This is a genomic window from Bacillota bacterium, from assembly GCA_013177945.1.
Classification (GTDB): domain Bacteria; phylum Bacillota; class DSM-12270; order Thermacetogeniales; family Thermacetogeniaceae; genus Ch130.
On record JABLXW010000035.1, the window covers coordinates 1 to 19,796 of the forward strand.

Consider the following 19,796-nt stretch of genomic DNA (forward strand, 5'->3'; position numbering starts at 1 on the left):
AAATTAAGCAAAGCCAGCCAGCAACCCTCAGGCAGTTGGGCAAGAAATTCTATTCTGAAAAGGGGCATAAAGGAGGGAATTGGCGAGTAGAAATCAAAAAGGGTAAAGGGAGAAGGCATCAGTCACAGAGGGTGTCCGGGTGCCATACATAATATTCAAGGGAGTGTTGTTGTGAAAATCGCAATTACCGGGAAGGGTGGAGTAGGAAAAACCACTCTTGCTGCTGGATTGGCGCAACTTTTCGCCCAACAAGGTTACCAGGTATATGCAGTTGACGCCGACCCCGATATCAGTCTTGGCACTACGCTGGGAGTACCGCAGGAGCGACTGGCCTCCCAACCGCCGCTGATCGAGATGAAACAGTTGATTGCAGAGCGGACGGGAGGGGGCGGTCTTGTTTATATTCTGAATCCGCAAGTTGATGATGTCCTCGATAAATATGCAATTGATCTCGGCCGGATCAAGTTGCTCCGCATGGGGGCTGTCAAGCAGGCAGGTACGGCCTGTTACTGCCCCGAAAATGCCTTCCTTCATGCTGTTGTAGACTCTCTCCTCCTCGGGAATCACGAAGTTGTCATTTTGGATATGGGCGCCGGGATAGAGCATTTAACTCGCGGCACGGCGCGCGGCGTTGATCTTATGCTTGTTGTAACGGAGCCTACAAAGGTAAGCGTGGATACGGCGCGCGTCATTCAAAAGCTGGCAGGAGAAATGGGTGTGCCCAAAATTAAAGTAATCGGCAACAAGGTTCGTTCAGCCAGGGAAAGAGAATTTCTCTATGAGCATTTTCGAGAAGAAGAAATCTTGGGATGCCTGGAATTTGATGAAGAACTTTGGGAGAAGGGGATGCTGGAGGACCCCCGGGGGTTGCGAGAGATTTTATTGAAGTCTGTAACTAAAGTCTTTGATCAGATTTTAAGAGAGGTAGGTGAGGCGGCGGGCGCAAGCAACTAGAGAGTGTTCGCCTCCAGAGCCCGGGGTTGGCAGCACGGAAGGGGAGCAGATGAAGGCATCCCGGCTCGGAGAGAGAACCTGCGGTTGGTTTTAAATTTTTATCAAAGGGAGGTTAAATGTATGCCGAGATTTAGTGATACTTCTCTTCAGAATTCCAAGCCGTCGGTAGACCGTAAAAACAGAATCAAAGATCCCAAAAACATCAAGCGCACCATCGATCCGGCTGCCCTGGAAATGCTTGACTATACTACGGAAAACAACATTATTACGGCTTTTGACCGATGGTCTGCTCAGCAGCCCCAGTGTGCTTTTGGCTACCAGGGAATCTGTTGCCGTATTTGTTTTGCCGGCCCGTGCCGCATTAAGGCCGAAGAAGGTCCTGGCAGCATGGGTATTTGTGGGGCCAAGGATTACACGATTGTTGCTCGCAACGCCATCAGGATGATGGCAGGAGGTTGTTCCGCCCACTCCGATCACGGCCGGGAGGTTGCAAATGTCCTGCTTCACATGGCGGAGGGGCATGCGCCTGACTACAAGGTAACAGATTCTCAGAAACTGCAGCGTGTGGCCAAATATTTGGGAATCAATGTCGAAGGTAAGTCGGATATAGAACTCGCTAAGGAAGTCGCAGAGATAGCTTTAGAGGACTTCGGAAAGCAAGACGATTCGCCGTGCGCCTTCTTGTGGTCCGCAATTTGCGAGGCTCGCAAAAATAAATATCAGGAATGCGATGTTGTTCCTACCGCAATCGACCGCTCAGTTGTAGAAGTTCTGCACAGGACTCACGTTGGGGTTGACGCGGATCCCGTAAACCTGATCTTTGGCGGTATCAAGTGCTCGCTGGCGGATTTTACAGGCATGCGCCTCTCTACTGAGTTGTCTGATATTCTTTTTGGAACCCCGAAGCCGGTGATGAGCGAAGCCAACCTGGGTGTTATTGACCCCGATAAAGTAAACATTATTGTTCACGGCCACAACCCCATTTTGAGCCAGATGGTTGTTGATGTGGCAAAGACGATGGAAGAAGAGGCGAAAGCGGCAGGCGCCAAGGGGATCCAGATCTCCGGGATTTGCTGTACCGGCAACGAGGTTCTGATGAGGAATGGAGTTCCCATCGCCACCAGCTATATGGCGCAGGAGCTTGCGATTGCAACAGGTGCAATCGATGTGATGGTTGTGGACGTTCAGTGCATCATGCCTGCAGTGCGCAATGTCGCCGAGTGCTTCAACACAAAGATCGTCACGACTCTGCCGATCTCCAAGATCCCCGGCTCCTACCACTTTGCCTTTGACGAAGCGCGGGCAGCAGAAAGCGCAAGGAATGTGATCAGCCTCGCCATTGAAACCTTTAAGGTTCGGAAAGCGAGCGGCCGGGCAGTCAAGATCCCGCAGTTTAAGAACAAGTTGATGGCCGGTTTCAGCTTTGAGGCCCTAATGGATCTCTTTGCTGCGATTAATCCTGATAACCCGGTCAGCGTCCTGACCGATGCCATCCTGAACGGGGAGATTGCCGGGGTCTGCCTGCTTGCCGGCTGCAACAACCTGGAGGCGGTTTACGAGAAAAGCCACACCGAAATCATTAAGGGACTGGCTCAAAACAACGTCTTTCTGGTCGGTACGGGTTGCGTGATGCAGGCTGCCGCCAAGCACGGCTTGTGCACGTACGATGCAGTGGAGAAGTACGCAGGCCCGGGCCTGAAGGCGTTCATCGACAGGCTCTATGAAGCCAACAAGGACAAGCTGCCCGACAAGCTGCCGCTGGCCTTCCACATGGGTTCCTGCGTTGATAATACGCGGGCGGCCGATCTTTGGACGGCGATGGCCAACCAGCTGGGTGTTGACGTGCCGAAGGTTCCGTTTGTTGCCAGCGCGCCTGAGGCCATGAGCGAAAAGGCCGTTGCCATCGGCACCTGGGTGGTGGCGCACGGAATTCCGACCCACGTCGGTACGATGCCGCCTCTGGAAGGGAGCAGCCTGGTCTGGAGCGTTGTCACCTGCATCGCCCACGACGTCTACGGTGGATACTTCATCCTCGAAACCGACCCCGAGGTAGCCGTCAAGAAGCTGGTGGCTGCTCTTGAATACCGCACCTGGAAGCTTGGGATCCACAGGAAGGCTGCCGAGCAGTACGAGACCGAGCTCTGCCAGGGCTTCTAGGATGAGATAGAGGAAAGGGGGAAAAAGCATGTCTACTGCGTGGCGCGTCGAAAGAGAAAGATTTGAAGATATTTACGCAGGTTCTATCGAGCCGGGGAAAGAGCCGAAAAAGCTGTTCAGGCAGGCTTATGAGGGGACCATCGTTGCGCTCAGTTATGCTGAGATCTTGCTCAATAAAGCGATTAAAGAATTTGGCCCCGATCATCCAGTAGCTTATCCTGATACCGCTTACTTCGTGCCTGCGATTCGAGCGCTGAGCGGAGAGGAAATCACGAAGCTCGGCGATATGGTGCCCATCCTGAACGCAAAGCGGGACCAGGTTCATCCTGAAATCTCCCTCGAGAACGCAATGCTCTGGGGCGAGGCTGTAATTTATGCTGCAGAAATTATCGAAGCTGTCAGATGGGCCACAGGCCGGAGAGAGTTTTTGCCCAAGCCCTGGACCGGCTTCATTCCGGATGCCTATGTCCGGAAGTGGGGGATCAAGCACGTTGACTGGACGATTCCGGGCGAGGTTGTGATCGTTGGCCGTTTCCGGACTTCGGACGATGCTCTCAGGATTGTCAACAAGCTCGTCCAGAAGGGCTTCATGATCTTCCTGTGCGACGAAGTAATTGAGCAACTGCTGGAGAAAGGGTACAAGTTCGATATCGAGGCCTGGCCGGTGTACCCGCTGGGGAACTTCACCCAGGTAATTCATGCTGTTAACTACGCCTTCCGCGCCTCCTTGATGTTCCCTGGCATTCCGCCCGGAGATAAATTCATGCACCGGAACTACCAGCGTGACCGGATTCTCGTTTATGTCCTTGCGCTGGGCGAGCGGGATATTGTGAAAGTTGCAGCTTGTTTTGCGGCAATCTACATGGGCTTCCCGGTCATTGTGGACCAGCCTCTCGAGGAGGACGAGATCTGGAAAGACTGGTACTTCTCGGTGCCCGATTATGATGAAGCGATCCAGGTCGGGATCGAGGTGCGTGGCATTAAGATCACGGCCATTGAAATTGATGTTCCGATCGCCCACGGTCCTGCCTTCGAAGGCGAGAGCATCCGCCGTGCCGATATGTTCGTCGAGTTCGGCGGCGGCTACTCTCCGGCTTTTGAATTGGTAAAGATGGCAGATGCCGATCATGTAACCGACGGCAAGATCGAGGTCATCGGGCCCGATGTCGATCAGATGGAGGAAGGGAAGGCTTACCCGCTCGGCATCTACATCGAAGTCTACGGGCGCAAGTTCCAGGAAGATTTCGAACCCGTCGTAGAGCGCCGGATCCACTACTTCATGAACTACGGCGAAGGCGTCTGGCATATGGGCCAGCGGGACCAGAACTGGATGCGGATCAGTAAGGGTGCACGCGAAAAGGGCTTCACGTTAAAGGACCTGGGCAAGCTCTTCTACGGTTACTTCAAGAAGGAGTACGCCGCGATTATCGACAGGCTTCAAATTACACTGATTACCGACCAGGCCGAGGTAGAAAAGCGCCTCCCCGAGGCACAGGCAAAGTACCAGGCAAGAGACGACCGTCTGAAGGGCCTGCGCGACGATGCCGTGGATGTTTTCTATACATGCACCCTGTGCCAGTCCTTCGCTCCAACCCATATTTGCTTCGTGGCTCCCGAGCGGACGGGCCTGTGCGGCGCTGTAAGCTGGCTGGATGCCAAGGCCACTTATGAGATCGACCCGACCGGTGTCTGCCAGCCTGTGCCGATTACGCAGGAATATGTCATTGACCCGGTTAAGGGTGAGTGGTCTTCGATTAACGAAACGGCTGCGGCCCGGACCCAGGGCAAGACGACTTCGGTCTGTATGTACACGATGATGGACCGCCCGATGACCACCTGTGGCTGCTGCGAATGTATTCTCGCACTTGTTCCCGAGTGCAATGGGATAATGGTTACAACCCGTGAGCACAAGGGAATGACCCCGGTTGGGATGACCTTCTCCACCCTCGCCGGGATGGTTGGCGGCGGGAACCAGACGCCTGGCTTCTTGGGAGTCGGAAGGCTGTACCTGGTGAGCCGCAGGTTCCTCCCGGCTGATGGCGGTGTCGGCAGACTCGTCTGGATGCCCAAAGAACTGAAAGAACAGCTCCGTGAACAACTCAACGAGCGTGGCAAGGAACTGGGCTACGGAGACAATTTTGCCGACATGATTGCCGATGAAACCATAGGAGTTACTCCGGACGAGATTCTTCCCTACCTGCAGGAAAAAGGCCATCCAGCCCTTTCAATGGAGCCCTTAATGTAAAGAGACGAGTAACCCGTCCTGGGGCCACCGGTCGAATCTGAGCCGACCGGTGGCCTCTTCGGGTCGGGATTAAAAAAACCATAAAATGGAAAAAGAAAGGAGAAGTGACAATGGGTTTAACAGGACTTGAAATTTTCAAGCAGCTGCCCAAGACGAACTGCGGAGAGTGTGGCGTACCGACCTGTCTCGCCTTTGCAATGGCTTTAGCATCCGGTAAGGCTACCCTGAGCCAGTGCCCTCATGTCTCGGATGCTGCACGGGAGGCCCTGGAGTCAGCAACTGCTCCGCCAATCAGGCTTGTCAAAGTGGGAGCAGGAGATAATGTTTTAGAAATTGGCGACGAGCAGGTCATCTTCCGTCATGACAAGACCTTCTATCACCCCACCGGCATCTTTATTGAGGTTGCCGATACGCTGGGTGCCGATGAACTTGCAGCAAAGGTAGATGCAATCAACAATCTGGTATTTGAGCGTGTCGGCGAGCAGTACGTTGTTGACGGGATTGCAATCAGAAACGCTTCAGGTAATGCCGATGCCTTTAAGAGTGCCGTTCAAGCTGTTGCAGGGAAAACAAACAAGATTCTGGCTCTTCTTACCGAAGATCCCGCGGCGATGGAAGCTGCAGCGAGTGTAGTTGCAGATCGGAAGCCGTTGCTTTATGCAGCTACTGCCGACAACTACGAAAAGATGGTGGAAGTAGCCAAGAAGTTTGGCGCTCCGCTGGCCGTCCGGGGCAACGACCTTAACAGCTTAGCAGAACTGGTTGACAAGGTAGTGGCGCTTGGCTACAGGGAACTTGTTCTGGATTCCGGTGAACGTCAAACCTCGAAGGTTTTGGCTGATCTTACACAGATTCGGCGCCTTTCGATCAAGAAGCGTTTCCGGACCTTTGGCTACCCCACGATTGCCTTTACCACAGAAGAAGACCCGGCAATGGAGGCTCTCCAGGCGCAGGTTTATGTATCGAAATTCGGCAGCATCGTGGTTATGAAGAATGCTCTGGAGCCGCAGCTGCTGACATTGCTTACCTGGCGGAGAAATATCTACACCGACCCGCAGAAGCCCATTGCTGTACAGCCGGGAATTTACGCAATTGGCGAGGTGACACCCGATTCGCCGGTCTACATTACGACCAATTTCTCCCTGACCTACTATACTGTTGCAACTGAAGTAGAAGGAACAAGGTTGCCGAGTTACATCATTGCTTTTGACACCGACGGCCTGTCAGTGCTCACAGCTTGGGCGGGCGGAAAATTCGTAGGCGAAACAATCGGGCCGTGGCTGAAAGATTCGGAAATCAACCAGAAGGTCAACCACAGGAGGATCGTCATCCCGGGTGGTGTTGCCGCAATCAAAGGGAAGCTCGAGGAACTCTCCGGCTGGGAAGTTATTGTAGGGCCGCGTGAGGCTTCCGGAATTAGTTCCTTTGCCAAACTCCGGTTGGGTGCCTAGGCCGTAAAGGGACCGGGGGACCCCGTTGCCTGGTTGAGATGCGGAGCTGGAAACGGAAAGGTGGGCTAAAAATTGGCGAAACACATTGCAATTACAGGCAAGGGAGGAACGGGAAAAACCACAATCGCATCGCTTCTCATCAGGTACCTGGTTGAGAATAAAGAAGGAGCAGTTCTGGCCGTTGATGCCGATCCCAATTCCAACTTAAACGAGGCGCTGGGCGTTAAGGTGCAAAACTCCATCTCGAACATTTTAGCCGACATTAAGAAAAACAACGTTCCTACCGGAATGACGAAGGACGTATACCTTGAATTAAAGCTGCATCAGGCTCTCACCGAGACGGAGCGCTTTGACCTGCTGGTAATGGGAGGACCCCAGGGGCCCGGGTGTTACTGCTACCCAACAGAACTGCTGAAGCGCGAAATCGAGGTTCTGGATAAAAACTATGTTTATATGGTGATCGACAACGAAGCAGGGATGGAGCACATCAGCCGCGAAACCATCGCAAACGTAGACATCATGCTGGTGATATCCGATCCTACGGCGAAAGGTGTGCGTTCGGCCGGGAGGATCTACGAACTTGCCAAATCTCTGAAAATTCAAATCGGCGAGGCCTGCCTCATTATTACGAAAACCGATGATCCAACGCCTCTTCAGGATGAAATTGAAGCAACTGGACTCAAATTGTTGGGAGTGGTTCCGTACGATCCTCTTGTTGCCGAATACGATCTCAAGGGAAAACCTTTAATGGAGCTGCCGGAAGACAGTCCTGCAGTTCGTGCAACGCGAGAAATCTTTGAAAAACTATCATTTTAGACAGGAAAGGAGAGTAAATCATGCCGGTTGAAATTTTAAGGGAAAAATTCACTGGCAAAGTGCAGGAAGTAGTGCTCGGCGCAACAAAGGAAGAGGGTGGTACGAGGGCATATACGGTAAAATTGGGTGGAAGCTCAACCCTGCCCTTCCTCCAGTTTGAAGGTGAAGTCCCCAACCGTCCGGCGATTGCGCTCGAGATTTGGGATATTAAGCCCGATTGGCACGAATGCTTCGTTCCCTACTACGGCGATGTCTGGGAAGATCCGGTAGCCTGGGCAAAGAAGGCGGAAGAATACGGGGCCGACATTATTTACCTTCGCCTGAGGGGTGCAGATCCGGAGCTGGAAAATTCCAGAAGTGCAGATGAGTGCGCAAAAATCGTGAAAGCGGTTCTGGAAAACACGGGAGCTCCCCTCATTGTGGAAGGTCCTGGTTTCCCTGACAAGGACAACGAGGTGCTGCAGGCGGTGGGTGAAGCCGCGGCAGGAGAAAACATTGCGCTGGGGGTGGCCGAGAAGGATAATTACCGTTCTATTGCTGCTGCTTGCATGATGAACAAGCACTGCATTATCGCCCGGTCTCCGCTTGACATTAACATCTTGAAGCAGTTGAACTTGATGATTACAGAAATGGGCGTTCCTGTTGAGAAGGTTATCAACGACCCCTTAACGGGAGGCCTCGGGTACGGGATCGAGTATGCTTACTCGATTATGGAGAGGGCGCGCTGGGGCGCACTGATCGGAGATAAAATGATGTCCTTGCCGTTAATCTGCCTGGCCGGTCCTGAAGCATGGCGGGCAAAAGAAGCCAACGCTCCCAATGAAGAGGCCGGCCGCGGGTGGGGCGACCAGAAAGTTCGGGGAATCATGTGGGAGGCCATGACTGCTGCTGCCCTGGTGCAGGCCGGTGGGGACCTGATACTGATGCGGCATCCCGAAGCGGCAAAAATAGTGAAAAAGCACATTGAAGATCTTATGCTGCCGAACGCGTACTAGTATCGAAGTGGCGCTGGGTAAATATGTTTTCAATAAATTTTAAGGGGGTAAACAGATGGGCTTCATAATGATTGGTGAGCGGATCAACGGGATGTTTAAGGACATCGGGGAAGCGGTAGCCAAGTTTGACCCCAAGCCGATCCAGCACTGGGCAATTAAGCAAACCGAGGCAGGCGCCCATTACCTCGATGTCAATGTGGGTCCGACGGCGGAAGACAGAGTGAAATCAATGCGCTGGATGGTGGAGGTAATCCAGGAGGTATGTGATACACCTCTCTGCCTGGACTCCACTAACTACGATGCCATCGAAGCAGGATTGGAAGTTTGCAAGAAACCGGCAATTATCAACTCCTGTCCAGCCGAGCGGCCGAAGATTGAGCGCGTTTTTCCAATGGCAAAAAAGTACGGAGCAAGTATTATTGCTTTAACCATGGATAAGTCCGGAATTCCCAAGAGCGCCGACATGCGCGTTCAGTTTGCAATGGAACTGGTAGCCGCGGCCGATGAGTTTGGCCTCTCGCCGGAGGATCTCTTTATTGACCCGCTTATTCTCCCCTGCAACGTAGCCCAGGATCATGCTCCCGAAGTCCTTGAAGCACTGCGGCAAATTAAGCAGCTTTCCGATCCTCCACCGCGGACAACTCTGGGATTGAGCAACGTTTCCCAAAATACTCTTGATCGTCCCCTGATCAACCGCACTTACTGTGTCATGGCAATTACATGCGGTCTTGACTCTGCCATCATGGATGTTAATGACGATGCCCTTGTAGATGCAATTGCAACAGCTGATATGCTGCTGAACAGGGCCATTTACTGCGACTCCTACGCGAAAGTTTTCCGGCAAAGGTAACAGAGCAGCTGCGTAAAAGGGTTCCGGGTAGGGTCCCGCCTCTGGCACGGTGAGGCGGGGCCCTACTAAACCCTATTTTTTAAGGTTGGGGATCGGCTTAAAAGTTCGTTCTTTCTTTAAATAGGGGGAAACTCGATGAGTAAAAAAAACAAACACATTCGCGTTGGAATTTACCTTTGTGATTGCGATGGGAGAATTTCTGAAAAGGTCGACCTGAATAAAGTCAAAACCGTCATCCAGAGTGAGGCAGATTTTGAGTATATCAGGGTTGCAAACGTCCTCTGTGGCAAGGTAGAACAGGAAAGGCTTGCCAAAGAAATAGATAAATATTCTTTAAACCGTCTTTTAATTGCGGGCTGCACGGATCCCTTTATTATGCGGCAATTTCTGCAGGTTGCAGAAGAAAATGGTCTCCTTCGCTACTACGTAGATTTTGTAGACCTTGCTGCGGTTGGTGAGGGAAAAGGGGAGGCAACGGAAGCCGCAATTCTGGCGGTTAACAACGTGCTGGCAAACATGCAACTTCGAGGTGAAGTCGGACTGGAGGAGCTTGAGGTTGTTCCCGACGTCCTGGTTGTCGGCTGCGGGAAAGAAGGAGCAGTTGCAGCATTAACAATTGCCCAAAGCCAGCCGGTGGTAATGATTGACGGAGGGGGAGGAGCCAGCGGAGCTGCGCTTGCTAGCGGGAACCCAAGAATTACTGTAAAAACGGGTGCCAGGCTAGTGGGACTGGAGGGTTTCCCGGGCAACTTTACCGCACGTATTTCGGAAAACGGAAAAGTTGTGAAGCAAAATTTCGGAGCAGTTGTGCTTGCTCTGGAAGCCCAGCCTGTTTTTGATAAAGGCAAGTACGGCGGAGTTGAGCCGGGAGAAAGAATTCTTTTGCTGTCTCAGTTTGTTGATGCCAAAAAGGAGTTCGCGGGCCAAAGAATTAGCTTTGTTTTGGGAAAGGCAGATCCTGATTCTCTTCTCTCGTATGCTGCCGTTTTGAAAGAGGCGATCAGCCTCAAAGAGAAGGGTGCCGTAGATGTTAATATCTTTTACGAGGACATGAAAGTTTCTGCGGACAACCTTGAACAGTACTATGAGAAAGCTCGCGCCCTGGGTGTCAATTTCTTAAAATACGCGGGTGATTTGGAAATTTACCCAACAGTTGTCGCGGCAACGGTCCAGTATCGCGAACCTTTTCTACCCCAGGCACCTGTGGTGAGAGTAACTTCCGATTATCTGGTGCTCGCAGAGGATTATGTTCCTGCTCCGGTTACCCGGGAATTAGCCGAAACGTTGGATCTCAGGTTGGGCCCCGGAGGGTTTTTCCAGGAGGATAATGTTCACTTCCTCCCGATCAAATCTAACCGGGAGGGGATCTATTTTGTAGGAAGCTGCCATGGCCCCATCCATGGAGTTGACCTTGCCAGGGAAGCAGAAGCCGTGGCTGCAGAAGTAAGCCGCTTTGCCAAGGGCAAATTAAAGGTACCCGCTTTGCAACCTCGTGTTGAAGCGGAAAAATGCGCCGTTTGCCTTACCTGCTACCGTACCTGTCCTCACAAAGCCATTGAAATTGTTCACGATGAAAGCCTTAACAACATGTATCATTCAGCGGCAAGGATGCACCCGCTTGCCTGCCGTCGCTGCGGGACCTGCGCGGCTGAGTGTCCGGGCAAGGCCATTCAGCTGCCGTTCTATTCGGACCAGGAAATCTTATTTAAAGTCACAAAGCCTCCTAGATTGGTAGCTTATGCGTGCGAGAATTCAGGAGCGCTGGCAGCCGAGTTTGCCCAGCAGTTGGAGCCCGAGGTACAAAAGGATTTGCAGATCATTCGTGTTCCTTGCTCTGGAAAAATTGATGTAATATACCTGCTCAAGGCCCTGGAACGTGGCGCAGACGGTGTGATGCTGTTTGTATGTCACCGGGACAACTGCAAGTATGTATGGGGTAATGAAAGGGCAGAAAAGCGCAAGGAACAGGTTCGGAAGTTGTTAAACGATATCGGGATCGAAGGGGAACGGGTGGAATTTGTTCATGTAGCTGCGAACCAGGGAAATCAGTTTAATTCTGCTGTTCGGGCTATGGCCGAAAAAATTCGCCAGTTAGGAACAAATCCGGGGAAGGTGGTAAAATGATCGTTGCCGAAAGGAAACCTGTTGAGAAGATCCTTGAGATGATTGCACCTTATAAGAAAGTGTTGATTGCCGGGTGCGGTGGATGTGTTACTGTATGCCTTGCAGGCGGCGAAAAGGAAGTGGGAATTCTTGCCTCACAGATTCGCATGGCTCGAAGCAAGAACGGCAACCCTATTGAGGTTCGGGAACAGACTGTGGAACGCCAGTGCGATGCCGAGTACCTGGCTAAGTTTCAGGACCAGATCGAAGGGGTAGAAGCTGTTGTTTCTCTCGCCTGTGGAATTGGGATCCAATACCTGGGGGAAAAATACTCTACAATTCCCGTTTTCCCGGGCGTCAACACACTCTTTCTCGGCGCAAATCTGGATGTCGGAAAGTGGGCAGAAAGGTGCTTTGCCTGCGGCGACTGCGTTCTCGATAAAACAGGCGGCATCTGCCCGATTGCCCGCTGTTCAAAGAGCCTCTTAAACGGCCCCTGTGGGGGTTCTCAATATGGGAAGTGCGAGGTTTCCAAGGATGTCGACTGCGGCTGGCAGTTGATTTACGACCGGCTGAAAGCACTGGGCCAGCTTGATAAACTAAAGGAGATTATTCCTCCGAAGAACTGGTTACGGGAAAAAGGTCCGAGAACACTGGTAAGGGAGGATTTGACCCTTGAAAGCGGAAATTAACCCCAACAATTTAAAAGTCGGAAGTAACTACGAAAAGGTATTAGCTTCGGGCCAGTTTGCCTGTACCGGGGAAATTGGCCCTCCAAAGAGTGCAGATTTCCATCACATTGAGATGTATGCTGAAGGCATGAGGGGAAAGGTGGATGCCGTCAACTTTACGGACAACCAGACAGCAATTGTCCGCCTTTCCAGCCTGGGAGCCGCGATCCGGTTGATCCAGTTGGGCATGGAGCCAAACCTGCAGGTGGTTTGCCGCGACCGCAACCGATTGGCGATCCAGAGCGACCTGTTGACGGCTTATGCCTTCGGAGTGCGCAATGTTTTGTGTCTCTCCGGTGACCATCAGTCCTTTGGGAATCATCCCGGCTGTAAAGGGGTATATGACGTTGATTCCATTCAATTAATTACAATTTTAAAACGTCTCCGGGACGAGGGTCGTTTTGAGTGCGGTGAAGAGTGCAAGGTCAACCCCAAGTTCTTCATCGGTTGCGCAGAAAACCCGTTTGGTGATCCTTTTGAGTTCAGGGCTGTCCGTTTGGAGAAAAAGATCGAAGCCGGTGCGGATTTCGTCCAGACGCAGTGCATCCTCGACATGGAACGCTTTGAGCTCTTTATGGAAAAGGTTCGGGAGCGCGGCTTGCACAAGCGCGTCTACATTAACGCCGGATTGATGCCTGTCAAGTCACCAAGAATGGCCCGTTATATGCAGACCGGGGTACCGGGCATGCTCGTGTCTGAAGAATTCTGCCAGCGCCTGGAAAAAGCCGAGAATCCTAAAGAAGAAGCCGTCAATATCACGGTTGACTACATTAAACGGTGCCAGCAGATCGAAGGGGTGGCTGGTGTTCACATCATGGCTGTAGCGTGGGAGGAAATTGTGCCAACGATCGTTGAAAAAGCCGGTCTCCTGCCCAGACCGACCTTTTAAGCGCGGGGCAATTGGAGGGGTATGATTTGGAAAGAAAAAAAGTGCTTGTAATTGGTGGTGGCACCGCGGGAATGACGAGCGCCCTCGACTTGGCAGAGCGAGGGGTGGAGGTTTACCTCGTTGAAAAGGAAAAAGAAATAGGCGGGAGGGCTGGGGATTACTGCTGTAAAGCTACCGAGAGTTGCAACCGTTGTGCCGCGTGTTTGGTCCTGCAGCAGAAGGATAAGGTGACGCAAGAGCCTCTGGTACATATCCTGACAAGTGCTCAGGTAAATGCTGTAAAAAGAAATGGGAAAGGTTTTCAAGCCACAGTTGCCCGGGGAGAAGATGTCCTTTCATTAGAAGTACAGGCTGTGATCGTGGCAACAGGTTTTGATCCATACGATTTGAAGAGAAGAAGCGAGTTTGCATACGGGCTGGAGGAAAATGTTATCTCAGGACTAGAATTAGAAAAAGCCTTGAAAGAAAAAGGAAGTTTTGTAGCGGCCTTCGGATCGGGAATCAAGAAGATAGGCTTTATTCAGTGCGTGGGAAGCCGGGATCTCTCAATAGGCAACGGGTACTGTTCTAGGGTTTGCTGCATGTATGCCGCAAAGCTTGCCAAGTTAATTCGAAGTGAATTGCCAGAAGTCGAAATCGATATTTTCTACATGGACTTCCAGAGCTTTGGCAAGGGATTCAGCATTTTCACTCAGGAGCTCCGGGAGACAGACAAAATTAAATTTATCAGGGCCATTCCTTCAAAGATTTACGGTTTCCCTTATGACCGTCTCACGGTCCGCTACACCGATTCTCTGGTGGGTAAGCCCTGTGAGGAGAAATATGATCTGATCGTGCTGTCCCTTGCAATTACTCCTGCGCAGGGCAGCCAGGAGCTTGCACAGCAACTGGGAATCGCCCTGGATAACTACGGATTCATGGCAGGACGCTCGGACCAGGAAACCGTTGCTACAAATCAGCCAGGTATTTTCCTGGCCGGGGTCTGCCAGGGCCCCAAAGACATCCCGCAAACTATCGGACACGCCAGGGCAGCGGCAGGAGCAGCTTATCAGTATCTGACCAGTTGATTCATTTTTCCCTACGGGAAAGTCGGCCCCGGTTCTTGAACCGGGGCGGTTTTTTTTATGTTTTTTTCAGGTATAACTCCGGGGCTGGAGGAATAAAAATCTAACGAGATTATGCCAGGGCAGGTGAAAAAATGCCTCTTTCTCACGAAAAGGCTATTGGAGAACAGATCTTAAAGAAAATCGATCAGCTTATTGAACTTATCATTGCCGCCAGTTTAAAGCCGGATGACCGCCAGAAAATACTCGAACAAGGAGACTTTATCATGTCTGAACTTCTCAGCTTGCTGGAGCAGCTTCTCGGCCCCCGGGAGGACTATTTGCATGCAGCGGTTAAGGAGTTGATTGCGCAAAGGCTTCCAGATCAAAGGATGCTTGAGGGGTTTGACAATTTTTACGATCTTCTGGAGGAAATCTATCGAAAAGTGCGCCCGAAGGATGATTCTCCCCGGAGGCAGGAAAAAACTGGGCAGGTGCCGAAAACGGCGCCCACCTCCAATTTGGAGCGGGCTTTAAGGTTCCTTTTTCCGGATCTCCAAATTTTTAAAAATCACCGGTTCAGGGGTTTGAATTTTGAATATTTTTTGCCTTCGTTAAGGCTTGCGGTTGAGGACATCGCTTGGGAAAAGGGCGTCAACCGGGTCCGAAAAGAATTTTTGTGCCGCAAGTATGGTATCCAGTTGCTTCTTTTAGATTCCAGAAAAGGCGGTTACCGGGATCTGGCTCGTGTTATAAAAAGGGGGTTTTCTCCGGAATTTTTGATCAGCTAACTTCATAATTTGGCGATTAGCTTTACCATCAGGGCGAGGAGCCCAGAGGTGATAAAGGGACCCACCGGACGCCGCCCAGGAAGGCTGCCGCAATTACCGCTCCCAGAATCAGGGCCGGCATCACCTCGCTGTGCCCCTGGACCGTCAGGTATTACAGTCCCTGGCCGCTCATGTGGTGGTAATTAAGGATAAAATAAAGGCGAAAAGGCCCAGCAGTTGACTCTTCCTTTTCTCCACTCCCATTATAGAACCCCGTCTTCTCCGGGACCACTTTTATTCCCTCCCTGCTTACCGGTAAGGCTGTCGGTACGCCTTTAGCTCCAGTTCGACGTTCTCCTCAGCTAAACCACCAGCATATACACCCCGAAGAGGCCCCCTTTAATCACAGGGCGTAAAGCCGGCTAAGATCGGAGGGGTGCCGCTGATGCCCACCATTCCGGACAGAAGGGGGGATCCACATTGGCCTTGCTCCCCGCTCACCTGAAGCCTTTAGCAAACTAAAGAGGTTCCTGGTTGAAGGTGAGAAATTACGGGGCACCTATGCCGCCTTCTGGCGTTCGGGAAATCTCTCCAGTTCGCACCCGCCCCTGGGATTGGGCCGGTATGTAGTTTTCAGCCCCCTGGAAAAGGCCACCTTAAAACCCCGACCACCTGAAGGAGAAGTTATTTTAGGGGGCAAGGTTCCGGGCCTTGTCCTTTTCTATGCTTTCCCTAATTCTAATAAAAGAAAAGGCCGCTGCTGCAGCAGTAAATACGGCTCCCGTCAGATAAGCATACCTTAAGCCCATCAGAAAACTGAGGGTTTCCCGGACATCCAGGCTGATCTTGGCCATGATTGCCGGCGGCACGAAGGCATAGAGCACAAGCCCGCCGGTGGCAATACCCAACGCCATACCTGTATTCCGGACTGTAGCGAGGGTACCAGAGGCTATGCCCAGGTAAGGACGGGGTACGGCGCCCATGACGGCGCTGTTATTGGGTGACTGGAAGATCCCCGTACCGATGCCGAATAAGGCCAGGCGCCAGCCTACAGCCAGGGGACCGACGGCAGTCGGCAGGAAGCCCATGGCCACCAGGGCCAGAGCGCAAATAGCTGCCCCCAGGGAAGCCAGGGCCCTGGTTCCTATCCGGTCAGATAGGGCGCCGCTGAAGGGGGCAACCGCCATCACCGCCAGGGGGAAGAAAGTCATGAGGAGCCCTACCTGACCCGCCGGGTAATGAAGAACCCGCTGCAGGTAGAAGGGGGTAAGAAAGACCATGATATACTGGGAGATAAAATTCAGCAAAGCGCTGAGGAGAGCCAGGGAAAAGCCGACGTTCTTAAAAAGCTTTAAATTCAACATAGGCTGCGCGGCATGGGTCTCGATATAAAAGAAAGCCGCGCCTGCCAGTATGGCCACACCCAGCATAGCCAGGGTGACGGTATTGAGGCCCATTTTCTGTCCCTGGTTGATAAATAGCAGGAAAGAGAAAAGGAAGACAAAGGCCGTCACCGCCCCGCCGCCATCCATCTTGCCCGGCTGGCCCTTTAACTCAGGAATAACCTTTCGCGCCCACATCAGGCCGACGATCCCGATGGGAATATTGATTAAAAAGGCCATGCGCCAGCTCCACAGGGAAGTAACCAGCCCTCCCAGGGAGGGGCCTAGGGCCAGCCCCGCCGAAATGCTGATGGCGTTGATCCCCAGAGCCCGGCCCCGCTCCTGTGGGGGGAAGGCAGCTGTGATGATGGCATAAGGCACAGCCATCATCATACCGGCAGTCACCCCCTGAATGGCCCGGAAAAGAATGAGCCAGTAAATACCGGGGGCCAGACCGCAGAGGGCCGACGCTACGATAAAGCCCGCCAGCCCCATCAAGTAGATACGCTTATACCCCAGGATATCCCCCATGCGGCCGTAGAATAAAAGCAGGCTACTGATGGTCAACAGGTAGATCATCGGTACCCACTGGGCGGTGGCGATAGGTACGCCAAAGTAGCCCGTGATAGTCGGGAGAATCACGTTGACGATGCTGGCGTCAATGGGGCCCATGATGCTGCCCAGCATAATGGCAGCCAGGGCCTGGTAACGACGCCCATAAACCCCGTCAGCCTGAAAGGACATTTTCCCTCTCCTCTTTTCCTTACGGGCTGAAAACCGCCCGAAGTATAGTGAGTATGGTTACTCTCCTGGATCAATAATTCGCTGCCGCAGGGGCAACTCCTTCTTGCCTCACCATTAACCGCACCCCCGCCATAGGCGGGATGATCGGTTGTTTTTCCTTCAATTGCGCTAAACCAAGGAGTAATTATCCCGGGGAAGTTGCACCTAGGAGTTCGTTACAAATACCCTTATTTTCATCTCGCTCCGTTGGGCTTGAAAAATTGCGCTAGACGAAAAATGCATACATAAACCCCATAATAACCGGCCCAAGTCAAGAGAAGATCCTTTTTACGTTCTCCTTCTCTACAATTTACTGTTATATGAGCAGACTACCCCCTATGCAGGCAGCGGCGAAACTGGACGCAGGCAGTTGATTGTGATAGAATAGCCTCAAACGGGGGCGGATTGTGCCTGGTGGTACGCCCGGACTTCAAATCCGGCGAGAGGTATGACGGTGTCTCTGGTGGGTTCGATTTCCCACACGCTCCCGCCAGTTTTTTATTTGGTAGCAGGGTGTTGAGGGTCAGAAAAGCCTTTTTTACGAAAATTTCATATCTGCTCGTATACATCAAAAATTCCCCGTAGCAGCGGGAGATTTTTTTCTGTAGGCAGGTACATATAATTTTCCCCTTTTGTACGCTTGCATGATCGACAGGTGCCGGGATCGATCCTCAGTCTTGAGGAGCGCTAGCCGGTTTAGCTTAAAAATACCCTGAAAAAAGTAGACCCCTATGGCATCCGGCACATGGAATCTTTCCGGACACCCTGGCAATTCGAGAAACAGCGTAACCTGGGGGCTGGAGCATGATCCGAATGGCTGCAGGAAGCAAACATCGAAAGTATCTTGTTTTTGTCGTGGTTTCTCTTGCTCTTTTCATGTCTTCGGTGGATTCAACCATTGTGGCCACCGCCCTTCCGGCCATTGAGCGCAGTCTGCGGGCGGATTTAAACTGGGCGGGGTGGGTAATCACCGCCTACCAGCTGATGACCCTGAGGATCATGCCCTTGATGGGCCGCATCAGCGACGAGTGGGGGCGCAAGCGGATCTTTATGGCCTGTGTGGCCGTTTTCACTGTGAGCTCAATGCTCTGCGCTCTTTCCCCCAACATCTACTTTTTGATCATTTTCCGGTTCTTACAGGCCCTGGGCGGGGGGGAGTTTCCTGCCCTCGGCGACGGGGATCGTCGGGGATCATTTCCGGGAAAACCGGGCTCAGGCCATCGGGTTGTTCACCAGCATCTTCCCCCTGGGCGGCATTATCGGGCCCGCCCTGGGTGGCTGGATCCTGGATGTCGCCGGGTGGAAGGCCATTTTTCTGGTCAATGTTCCCATCGGCTGCCTGGTGCTCCTGTTATCGCAATTTTTACTGGAAACGGATCCTCAATTCCGCCGCACCCGGGTGGACTTTCCCGGGGTCGCCTTTTTCGCCGGCATGATGCTCAGTGTCATGTACTTTATGACCCGCCTGGAGGGAGCAACCTGGGGCTCTTGCGTCATGGCGCAGCTGGATTTGGCCGGTCGTAGCCGTTCTTTTCCTTGTCCTCTTTTTGTGGCGGGAAAGCGCCACCAGTGCTCCCATTTTAGAGATCTCCCTCCTGAAAACACCGGCGGCCTTTGCGGTGATCAACGGGCTCAACCTGATCTACGGGGCCTGCATCTTCGGGCTGATGGCCTTCATTCCCTACTTCGGGCAGGTGACCTACGGGATGTCCAGCCTGGTCAGCGGCACTCTCCTGACGGCCCGGGCGCTGGGGATGATGGGGATGTCCACGGTGACCAGCATGCTGCTGAACCGCACCGGGTACCGGTTGCCTATGGCGGCGGGATTTCTTGTGCTGGCCCTGACCACCCTGGGATTGAACCCGTACTGGCGGCCTCCGGCGGTCCTGGCAGGGCGATTCCGACCTTCTGGTGGCTGGCTGCTCTTATTTTTGTATCCGGCATGGGTGTGGGCTTGGCCAGCCCCTCTTCCAACAACGCCCCCATCGAGTTGATGCCCGAGAAAATCAGCGCCATTGCAGGGCTCAGGGGGATGTTCCGGCAGACCGGCGGGGTTATCGGAACGGCAGGCATTGTCCTGGTTCTTTCCCGTTTTCCGGACAAGGTGGCCGGGTTCCGGGCGGTTTTCCTGGGGATGAGCGCCCTGCTGTTGCTGGCGATGCCGCTTATCCGGCTGGTTCCGGATGGGCGCGGGGCTGCGGGGGCCGGCCCCCGGGGCGAAGGGCTCGAAGTTTATAGTTTGGATTACCAGGAACCCTTCCGGTGGCTTTCTGAATGTAAAAAAATTTAACAACCACCGTTAAATGGTAATCTCTGCCACGGTTGACAATGACTGTAATCCATGGTATGGTAAATGTAAATGGGTGCTTCGTTGTTCGACGAGGCGCCCCTTTGCTTTATTATAAGCCTTTCCATAAAATGGCTTGCATGGGGGGAATAAAATGACTAGAGGATTTGAGGTCTCGAAGGCCTTCTTCGAAAACCTCGTAAAGCACTTGGTTGAGGTAGAGGAACAGAAGGACAAACTTCTCGAGGAATATTTCCAGGAACCCTCAAAAGAACGTGACGAACTAGAAAAACTTATTGATAACTACATCAAACATGTCGAATCACTCCTTAAGAAAGCC

Annotated in this window: 17 protein-coding genes, 1 tRNA gene and 1 pseudogene; 17 read left to right on the forward strand and 2 right to left on the reverse strand. The window is 52.6% G+C overall.

All coding sequences use genetic code 11. From position 1 onward, the window contains the following. The first annotated feature begins 171 nt into the window (after positions 1-171). The 12 genes from HPY58_13635 to HPY58_13690 all read left to right on the forward strand — a co-directional run bounded on the left by HPY58_13635 (position 172) and on the right by HPY58_13690 (position 15,025). On the forward strand, positions 172-954 hold the full coding sequence (locus tag HPY58_13635; protein ID NPV30659.1) for a P-loop NTPase: 783 nt from the start codon (positions 172-174) through the stop codon (positions 952-954). Positions 955-1,074: 120 nt separating this feature from the next. Further along, entirely contained in the window at positions 1,075-3,111 is a 2,037-nt protein-coding gene (gene cooS / locus HPY58_13640; protein ID NPV30660.1) for an anaerobic carbon-monoxide dehydrogenase catalytic subunit, read from the forward strand. 28 nt (positions 3,112-3,139) lie between these two features. Further along, positions 3,140-5,356, forward strand: coding sequence for a CO dehydrogenase/CO-methylating acetyl-CoA synthase complex subunit beta (gene cdhC / locus HPY58_13645; protein ID NPV30661.1), 2,217 nt, complete (start codon positions 3,140-3,142; stop codon positions 5,354-5,356). Between the two features lie 110 nt (positions 5,357-5,466). Next, positions 5,467-6,807, forward strand: a complete 1,341-nt coding sequence (locus HPY58_13650) for an acetyl-CoA decarbonylase/synthase complex subunit gamma (GenBank protein NPV30662.1) — start codon at positions 5,467-5,469, stop codon at positions 6,805-6,807. Positions 6,808-6,879: 72 nt separating this feature from the next. After that, positions 6,880-7,623, forward strand: a complete 744-nt coding sequence (locus HPY58_13655) for an AAA family ATPase (GenBank protein NPV30663.1) — start codon at positions 6,880-6,882, stop codon at positions 7,621-7,623. Positions 7,624-7,643: 20 nt separating this feature from the next. Continuing rightward, complete coding sequence (locus HPY58_13660) at positions 7,644-8,618, forward strand: acetyl-CoA decarbonylase/synthase complex subunit delta (GenBank protein ID NPV30664.1); 975 nt, start codon at positions 7,644-7,646, stop codon at positions 8,616-8,618. A 55-nt stretch (positions 8,619-8,673) separates the two neighbouring features. Beyond that, the gene (locus tag HPY58_13665; GenBank protein NPV30665.1) at positions 8,674-9,468 is read left to right on the forward strand and encodes a methyltetrahydrofolate cobalamin methyltransferase; all 795 of its coding nucleotides are present in this window, start codon (positions 8,674-8,676) and stop codon (positions 9,466-9,468) included. A gap of 135 nt (positions 9,469-9,603) precedes the next feature. After that, positions 9,604-11,592: a hydrogenase iron-sulfur subunit gene (locus HPY58_13670; GenBank protein ID NPV30666.1), complete on the forward strand. Its 1,989-nt coding sequence runs from the start codon at positions 9,604-9,606 to the stop codon at positions 11,590-11,592. Then, the gene (locus tag HPY58_13675; GenBank protein NPV30667.1) at positions 11,589-12,263 is read left to right on the forward strand and encodes a hypothetical protein; all 675 of its coding nucleotides are present in this window, start codon (positions 11,589-11,591) and stop codon (positions 12,261-12,263) included. The genes HPY58_13670 and HPY58_13675 overlap by 4 nt, the downstream gene beginning before the upstream one ends. Beyond that, entirely contained in the window at positions 12,259-13,191 is a 933-nt protein-coding gene (locus HPY58_13680; GenBank protein NPV30668.1) for a methylenetetrahydrofolate reductase, read from the forward strand. Before HPY58_13675 ends, HPY58_13680 begins: the two co-directional genes overlap by 5 nt. 26 nt (positions 13,192-13,217) lie before the next feature. Further along, complete coding sequence (locus HPY58_13685) at positions 13,218-14,258, forward strand: CoB--CoM heterodisulfide reductase iron-sulfur subunit A family protein (GenBank protein ID NPV30669.1); 1,041 nt, start codon at positions 13,218-13,220, stop codon at positions 14,256-14,258. A 131-nt stretch (positions 14,259-14,389) separates the two neighbouring features. Then, a complete protein-coding gene (locus HPY58_13690; GenBank protein ID NPV30670.1) occupies positions 14,390-15,025 on the forward strand; it encodes a hypothetical protein in 636 nt (211 codons plus the stop codon). A gap of 2 nt (positions 15,026-15,027) precedes the next feature. On the opposite strand, the pseudogene HPY58_13695 reads toward HPY58_13690, so the two are convergent. Then, positions 15,028-15,200: pseudogene (locus tag HPY58_13695) on the reverse strand (DUF441 family protein). A 493-nt stretch (positions 15,201-15,693) separates the two neighbouring features. Beyond that, positions 15,694-17,130 (reverse strand): MFS transporter, encoded by a 1,437-nt coding sequence (locus HPY58_13700; protein ID NPV30671.1) that lies wholly within the window; start codon positions 17,128-17,130, stop codon positions 15,694-15,696. Between the two features lie 435 nt (positions 17,131-17,565). Here HPY58_13700 and HPY58_13705 point away from each other — a divergent pair. The 5 genes from HPY58_13705 to HPY58_13725 form a co-directional block, all read left to right on the forward strand. Next, positions 17,566-17,662 (forward strand) — tRNA-Sec (locus HPY58_13705). A gap of 311 nt (positions 17,663-17,973) precedes the next feature. Beyond that, positions 17,974-18,693, forward strand: coding sequence for an MFS transporter (locus HPY58_13710; GenBank protein ID NPV30672.1), 720 nt, complete (start codon positions 17,974-17,976; stop codon positions 18,691-18,693). 23 nt (positions 18,694-18,716) lie between these two features. After that, positions 18,717-19,163, forward strand: coding sequence for a hypothetical protein (locus tag HPY58_13715; GenBank protein NPV30673.1), 447 nt, complete (start codon positions 18,717-18,719; stop codon positions 19,161-19,163). After that, positions 19,163-19,459 (forward strand): hypothetical protein, encoded by a 297-nt coding sequence (locus tag HPY58_13720; GenBank protein NPV30674.1) that lies wholly within the window; start codon positions 19,163-19,165, stop codon positions 19,457-19,459. The genes HPY58_13715 and HPY58_13720 overlap by 1 nt, the downstream gene beginning before the upstream one ends. 151 nt (positions 19,460-19,610) lie before the next feature. Then, the coding region (locus HPY58_13725) for a transcription elongation factor GreAB (GenBank protein NPV30675.1) at positions 19,611-19,796 on the forward strand (186 nt) is incomplete at its 3' end.

Excerpts from the sequence above, each read along its gene's own strand:
- HPY58_13710 (NPV30672.1), top strand. The coding sequence starts at position 17,974 with ATGATCCGAATGGCTGCAGGAAGCAAACATCGAAAGTATCTTGTTTTT.
- HPY58_13690 (NPV30670.1), top strand. The coding sequence starts at position 14,390 with ATGCCTCTTTCTCACGAAAAGGCTATTGGAGAACAGATCTTAAAGAAA.
- HPY58_13670 (NPV30666.1), top strand. The coding sequence starts at position 9,604 with ATGAGTAAAAAAAACAAACACATTCGCGTTGGAATTTACCTTTGTGAT.
- cdhC (NPV30661.1), top strand. The coding sequence starts at position 3,140 with ATGTCTACTGCGTGGCGCGTCGAAAGAGAAAGATTTGAAGATATTTAC.
- HPY58_13700 (NPV30671.1), bottom strand. The coding sequence starts at position 17,130 with ATGTCCTTTCAGGCTGACGGGGTTTATGGGCGTCGTTACCAGGCCCTG.
- HPY58_13665 (NPV30665.1), top strand. The coding sequence starts at position 8,674 with ATGGGCTTCATAATGATTGGTGAGCGGATCAACGGGATGTTTAAGGAC.
- HPY58_13720 (NPV30674.1), top strand. The coding sequence starts at position 19,163 with ATGCCCGAGAAAATCAGCGCCATTGCAGGGCTCAGGGGGATGTTCCGG.
- cooS (NPV30660.1), top strand. The coding sequence starts at position 1,075 with ATGCCGAGATTTAGTGATACTTCTCTTCAGAATTCCAAGCCGTCGGTA.
- HPY58_13650 (NPV30662.1), top strand. The coding sequence starts at position 5,467 with ATGGGTTTAACAGGACTTGAAATTTTCAAGCAGCTGCCCAAGACGAAC.
- HPY58_13660 (NPV30664.1), top strand. The coding sequence starts at position 7,644 with ATGCCGGTTGAAATTTTAAGGGAAAAATTCACTGGCAAAGTGCAGGAA.
- HPY58_13675 (NPV30667.1), top strand. The coding sequence starts at position 11,589 with ATGATCGTTGCCGAAAGGAAACCTGTTGAGAAGATCCTTGAGATGATT.